A 6,701-nucleotide genomic window follows, 5' to 3' on the forward strand; every position below is an offset into this window, starting at 1 on the left:
TTGGTCGTCCTGAAGTAATTTTCAAACGCCAGGACCCGTCCCGCCGGGGATCCATCGGCCGTCTCGATAGACAGCCCCTCGATGACGGTAACGCCATCCTGGGTCACCGACCGTTCGGCTTTTTCCGTCGTGCCGTCACTTCCATAGAACGTCCAGTCGGGCAGGATAGAAAAATTGAGGGCAAAATCCTTTTTGGGCATCCCCAGGTACACCGTATTATACGCCGTCAGGGGATGTTCGCTGATTTCATCAATAGACAGATTATAATCAAAAGCCAGCGCACCGGCAGGTATATACATGGCGGCAGCCAGTACGGCCAGACGTGTCTTCCATTTCATAAGGAATTCCTCCTTCCTCATAGGCCATGGCATATAGCATTACGAATTTGCAGAGTCAAACGAAAATCCAATAAAACAGCCCCTGTACAATCGTGTAATCAATCAGATAAATCAGGCGCTGCAGGGGAATCAGGATGTAACTGAATACGGGTGTCGCCATGAGGACGATCAGCAAAAGGAAGCTGTACCGTTCCACACTGGCCAGGCGTATCGCCCATTCTGTCGGCAGAAAGACCGTGATGAGGCGCGACCCGTCCAGCGGCGGCAGGGGAATGAGATTGAAGATGCCGAAATTGATATTATAGATGATGATCAAATCCAGCACCAAATCCAGACTGCGCATGCGGATGCCGCTCCAGTACAGGATCATCCGTATGGCAAACATGACGAGGGCCAGGATGAAATTGGCAAAAGGGCCTGCCAGGGACACACAGATTTCCCCTTTCCGCCAGTTGCGGAAATTATTGGCATTGATCATGACCGGTTTGGCCCAGCCGAACTGGGCAACCAGCAGCATAATAAGGCCGATGGGATCGATGTGGGCAATGGGATTCAGCGTGAGCCTTCCCGTCATGCGCGGCGTAGAATCCCCCATTTTATCGGCTATCAGGGCATGGGCATATTCGTGGATGACAAGAGCCATGAGCAGCCCTGGTATAGCGGCAACGAGAGACAGTATATCGAAATGAAACATAATTTTCCTCCTCATAGATGAGTTGGCCAGAAACATATGGCCGTATACCTATCATAACAGAAAGAAGCAGGCCGGTAAAGGTCTGCTTCGTTACAACAAATAAGGGTACTGTTATGTTTCATGCTGTCCCACGTCAGATACAACGGCGCGAACCCGATGGCATGGGCCGCGTCGGCATACGGCGTCCGGACGCCTGATTCCCAGTGTTGAAATTATATCATTCCCCGGCAGGAGACAGCAAGGCCGTTTAGAACAATGTGTCCGAATCGTGACAATGATGACCGGTTACTTGAGCAGCCGGCCTACGAGTTTCACGCAGTCCGCCGCATCCTTAGAATAACCGTCGGCACCGATTTCGTCGGCAAAACTGGGAGTTACAGCAGCCCCTCCGATGATGATTTTACCGTCATAATGGCGTTTGACGGCTTCGGCAATGACATCTTTCATGTGCATCATCGTCGTCGTCATGAGCGCCGACAGGCCGACGACAGCCGCTTTGGCCGACAGCGCTTTTTCAATGATGGCCGATGCCGGGACATCCTTGCCCAGGTCGATGACTTCATAGCCGTAGTTGCGCAGCATGAGGGCTACCAGATTTTTGCCTATATCGTGGACGTCGCCTTCTACGGTTGCCACGACGATGGTAGGCAGTTTTTCACTGCTGCTGCGCTGTATCATCGGTTCCAGATGATGGATAGCCGTTTCCATGGCGGCTGCGCTGGCGATGAGCTGGGGCAGGAAATAATACTGGTCATTGTAGAGCTGGCCTACTGTATTGATGGCCGGGATGAGAAGCTGGTTGATGATGTCTTCCGGACCCGTCCCCTTGTGAAGTTCTTCTTTCGTACAAGAGATGATCGTGTCCTTTTCCCCGTTCAGGACGGCCTGGTATACGGGGTTCCCATTGACCGGAGAACCGGCCTGCTTTGTACTGCCTTCCGGCTGGACGGAAGGACCCGCAGGGGGAACCGGCGGCTGATGCTGCCGCTTTTCCTCTTCTTTCTTTTCCACATAGCGGATGCGCCGGATATAGGCCAGATCACTGCCGGCACGGTTCATCAGCATGTTGGCTGCCGCAGCGGCATTCATGAGCAGGTCCTGTCCGGGATTGGCAATGGCCATGGTAAGTCCGCTGGCAATCGCCATGGACAAAAATGTCATATTGGCATAAATCCGTCCCGGAAGGCCGAAGGAAATGTTGGACAGACCGCAGACCGTCGGTATCTGCAATTCGTCGTGGCAGTAGCGGAACGTGGCCAGGCAGTCGAGAGCCGCCGTCGGCAGTGCCCCTACGGCACCGACGAGGCCATCGACGATTATGTCTTCCCGGGCAAGGCCGGCTGCTTCTGCCTGTCTGATAAGGGACCGGATAATGTCATGCTTTTCTTCAACCGATTTGGGAAGGCCGGCGTCCGATACGGGCAGGGCAATGAACATGGCCCCGTATTTTTTAGCCGCCTTCAGCAGGCGCTGGCACTTTTTCCCTTCCAGAGAAATCGAATTGATGAGAGCCCGGCCGGGATAGATGCGCAGGGCCGCTTCAATGACTTCCGGGAAACTGGAGTCGATGCACAGGGGCAGCCCCGTAACAGCCGTCACTTCATAGACAGCCCGTATCATCATATCCTTTTCATCGATGCCATTGGTTCCCATGTTGATGTCGAGGACGGCGGCACCGTCTTTTTCCTGCTGCCGGGCAAAGGACCGGACCATGGCCATGCTGCCGGCGCGCAGTTCGGCCTGCAGTTTTTTCTTTCCCGTCGGATTGATGCGTTCACCAATGACCTGGAACGGGCCGTCCAGGGTGATTTCCACGACGCTCCGTTCGGATGCCAGGGCGCGCTTTTTCACTGCTGATACAGGCTGGGGCCGCATATCCCGGACGGCATCATGGAGGGCCCGGATATGATCCACCGTCGTGCCACAGCAGCCGCCGATGATGCGGGCGCCGGCTTCGACGAGCAGGCGGGCATCGCGGGCAAATTCTTCCGGCGTCGTCTGATAGACCGTTTTCCCATCGACGATTTCCGGAAGGCCCGCATTGGGCTTGGCTATGAGCGGCACCGTCGCGTAGCGGTACATGGCCCGGATCCGTTCCACCATATCCAGCGGGCCGGTGGAACAATTGGTGCCAATAGCATCGACGCCCAGTTCCTGCAGGACGACGACGGCCGCTTCCGGCGGCGTCCCATAGAGCGTCCGGCCGTCTGCTTCAAAGGTGAGAGTTGCCATGACAGGAAGGTCACATACTTCACGGATAGCCAGTACGGCAGCCCGCGTTTCCTGCAGGCTCATCATCGTTTCGACGATGAATACATCACAGCCCGCTTCATATAAGGCGCGGGCCTGTTCTTTATATACGTCAACCAATTCTTCAAAAGTCAGCGTTCCCATGGGATAGAGCTGCTGGCCGGTCATGGTCATGTCGCCGGCGACCAGGGCCTTGTCCCCTACGGCTTCTTTGGATAGCTGCACCAGCCGGGTATTAATTTCTATCAGCCGGTCTTCCAGGCCGTATTCGGCCAGCTTGATGCGGTTGCCCGTAAAAGTCGGCGCATAGACCAGGCGGGAACCGGCCTCTACGAACTGGCGCTGCAGGTCCTGTATGGCCTGCGGATGTTCCATAATCCATAGTTCCGGGCAGACGCCGACGGGCATGCCGGCTTTCTGCAGGTTGGTACCAGTGGCACCGTCAAGGATAAAAACACCTTGTTCCAATAACTGTCTGAATTCATCTCGTGTCATCATCTATCTCCCCATATCTATCATATCGTTCCATCGGTAAAATCCATATGCTGTATGTATAATGATTGGAAATCCGCCGTATTTCCCAGGACGACTTCCCTTCCCTTCTGAATGAACGATGTCATCCGTTCTACGGCTCTGCCATCGGTCAGGGCCTGTACGGCCCCCAGCAGAGACGTATTGCCGGCAGCACGGGTCCTGGCTGCCCACGACGGCGGGATGAGTCCCATAGAGGCGGCTGCTTCCGGCTTAAGATAATAGCCGAATCCGCCGGCCAGCCAGATTGTCTTCACATCGTCTTCGCGCAGGCCGGCTGTCTTAAGAAGGACGGATATACCGGCCCGGATAGCGCTTTTTGCCATCTGTATCTGGCGGATATCACGCTGGGTCAGCACGACAGGCGTGCCGTCTGCTCCCTGAGCCAGAGGAAATCCCTCTGTAAACCACGGCTCCCGGAGCGTCCCGTGCCGGTCCACGATTCCATGCTTTACCATGCCTGCCATGGCTTCTATCACGCCGGTACCACACAGTCCACGGGGGGAAATATCGCCGATCGTACGGACTACCGGTCCGGATTTATTCCATGTCACACTGCAGATAGCTCCGGGAACGCTGCTCATGCCACAGCGCAGCTGTCCGCCTTCAAGGGCCGGCCCGGCTGCCGTGGAAGCGACAAAAATGCCATCGCCATTTCCCAGTGCCATTTCCCCGTTGGTCCCCAAATCGAGGAACAGGCTGTTCGTATCGCTCTGGTCCATAGAGCAGGCAATGAGCCCCGAGGCAATATCGGCCCCCACATAGGTACTAAAGCCGGGAAGTATGGTAAGCATACAGGAATCGGGAAGTACCCTGCCAAATAGTTCCGCTGCCGGCAGGGTGACTCCTCCTAGCGATACGGGCTGGAACGGCCAGCTTCCCAGCCCCTTACAGGACCATCCCATGAGGAGATGCTCCATGGTCGTATTCCCGGCCAGGGTCATGCGCCGCAGCTGCTGCCTCATTCCGGGATACGGAGCCAGCAGCTTATGCAGCACTTCTTCTATGCTGTCCATAGCCAGCTTCTGCAACTCGTCAGCCTGTCCGTCACAAGCGGCAGCAATGCGGCTGACAACGTCGGCACCAAAAGTGCGCTGGCGGTTAACGGCGCTTGCCGAATCCAGTACAGTCCCATCGGAAAGGGATACGAGTGATGAGGCTATGGTCGTCGAACCGAGGTCAACGGCCAGGCCATAGTCTCCGCTGGTCCGGACGGCAGCGGCCGCCTTCTCCTGATGGAGGCCGGTCATCTGTCCTTCCCGATGTACGGGCAGACGCACCCGGACCGGTGCGGCAGGAACGGCCTGACAAGCCAGGCGCCAGCCGTCTTTCAGCTCTTCTCCGGAATAAAAATTCCGGTCGGCCGGCGTGACGGGAAGATCCCCTTCGACGAGCTGGATACCACAGCGCCCGCACGTGCCCTTGCCACCGCACAGGGCAGGAAGCTCTCCCTGCCCACGCAGGGAAACGGCCAGATTCTGTCCGGCAGGACAGGTGTATTCCTGAAAGGCCGGACTGGCAGAAACAACGGTTTCTGTTCCGTACGGCTGTTGCCGGAGCCGGCAGTCCCTGTGGGCGCACTGCCGGCAGTCATGGCCGGCATGGAATTCTTCAGGGTCCGGACTCACGGAAAAAACAAGACTCAGCGACTTTTCCGGAACGACCATATAGTCTGGCGTCATGGTCAGTCCCAGCGTACGCCGGGCAGCCAGGCAGTCATAGGCACGCTGCTGCCACGGGAGTGGCAGGTCCGTCCCGATTTCATACCGCCGGGAGATGCCACACCCTTTTTCCCGGCAAAAAGACCGGAGAGCCTGCTGCAGTTCTTCTTCAAAGGAGAACAGGCTGCTGTCTGCCATGGCGTTTAAGAGCAGGGCTGCTGCGGCATCGCCCTCTTCGCGAAGGCGGCCGGTATACGCCGTAATGGCTCCTCCCAGCGTCATCATGGCATATATCCAGGTTTTACCCTCATCCTCTTTCATGGCAAAAGCCCCTTTGGGACGGATGATGCGGCGCAGGACCGGTATTCGTTCCATTACATCTTTTTTTGTCCGATCCCAGGCATCACTGCCTGACCGGCATCCCAGGAGACGCAATGTCTGGTCCGGGTTGAACCGGGTCGTATGCCCTGTAATAATGCGGATATCGCTCATGGTCCTGCTCCCTTTCATTAGTATCACATTCTATAGGATATGTTCTCTCTATCATATACTGAATACGACTCTTACACAAGAGATTTCTAAAACCACACAGGAAAAAGCCGTACAGGCAGGAGTCGTCTGTACGGCCTTTCCATTGGGATATGGGAGATAAAGGTATATGAAACTGAAAGCGTCATGCCTTGGGCTGCAAGACCCTTTCAGCGCGGGTATCATGAGTTTTCCCCTCGGCGCTAGTGAACGTACCCCCGTCTATAGAGGCGGGGGCTTCCTGCTTCAACGAGAACAGCACCACTGACTCTGAAGAGTTGTGGCGACTTACACTCTCTCCACAGGCGTAAGTTTCCGTGCGACCCACGGTACTTTATGCGTTATGTCAGGCAGATATTCGCCTAGCTTCTTCTCGTATATTTATCGCAGCGTTCTTATCTCGGTTATGGTGACTGCCACATTTAGGACAATCCCATTCCCTTACAGATAAGTCCTTAGTTGCATCGTTTTGGAAGCCACAAACATGACATAGCTGACTGCTTGGATACCACTTGTCTACCTTTACAAGCTGTTTTCCTTGCCATGCTAATTTGTATTCCAATATATTTGTGAACATATTCCAGCCATTATCTGCTACGGACTTACCAAAACTGAATTTACCGCCTTTCTTGCGTTTAGCCATCGCCTTGACGCTGATATCCTCAATACCTATGGCATCATAGTGGTCTACCAAGTAGC

The 6,701-nt window shown here is 55.3% G+C and carries 4 protein-coding genes and 1 pseudogene; all 5 read right to left on the minus strand.

Features of this window, described 5'->3' with window-relative positions:
* Positions 1 to 338: pseudogene (locus B4H10_RS00455) on the minus strand (hypothetical protein); the annotation flags it as partial.
* A gap of 55 nt (positions 339 to 393) precedes the next feature.
* Complete coding sequence (locus B4H10_RS00460) at positions 394 to 1,032, minus strand: site-2 protease family protein (RefSeq protein WP_059075822.1); 639 nt, start codon at positions 1,030 to 1,032, stop codon at positions 394 to 396.
* A gap of 285 nt (positions 1,033 to 1,317) precedes the next feature.
* Complete coding sequence (locus B4H10_RS00465; RefSeq protein WP_257536503.1) at positions 1,318 to 3,780, minus strand: homocysteine S-methyltransferase family protein; 2,463 nt, start codon at positions 3,778 to 3,780, stop codon at positions 1,318 to 1,320.
* 17 nt (positions 3,781 to 3,797) lie between these two features.
* The gene (locus B4H10_RS00470) at positions 3,798 to 5,966 is read right to left on the minus strand and encodes an ASKHA domain-containing protein (protein WP_292017981.1); all 2,169 of its coding nucleotides are present in this window, start codon (positions 5,964 to 5,966) and stop codon (positions 3,798 to 3,800) included.
* Between the two features lie 382 nt (positions 5,967 to 6,348).
* A partial coding sequence (locus tag B4H10_RS00475; RefSeq protein ID WP_292017982.1) for an RNA-guided endonuclease TnpB family protein occupies positions 6,349 to 6,701 on the minus strand: 353 nt, incomplete at its 5' end.

It is taken from the genome of Megasphaera sp. UBA4382, from assembly GCF_002391155.1.
GTDB classification, from domain to species: domain Bacteria; phylum Bacillota; class Negativicutes; order Veillonellales; family Megasphaeraceae; genus Megasphaera; species Megasphaera hexanoica.

What these genes read in the sequence shown, in the direction of transcription:
- B4H10_RS00460 (WP_059075822.1), bottom strand. Translation starts at nt 1,032, where the DNA reads ATGTTTCATTTCGATATACTGTCTCTCGTTGCCGCTATACCAGGGCTG.
- B4H10_RS00470 (WP_292017981.1), bottom strand. Translation starts at nt 5,966, where the DNA reads ATGAGCGATATCCGCATTATTACAGGGCATACGACCCGGTTCAACCCG.
- B4H10_RS00465 (WP_257536503.1), bottom strand. Translation starts at nt 3,780, where the DNA reads ATGATGACACGAGATGAATTCAGACAGTTATTGGAACAAGGTGTTTTT.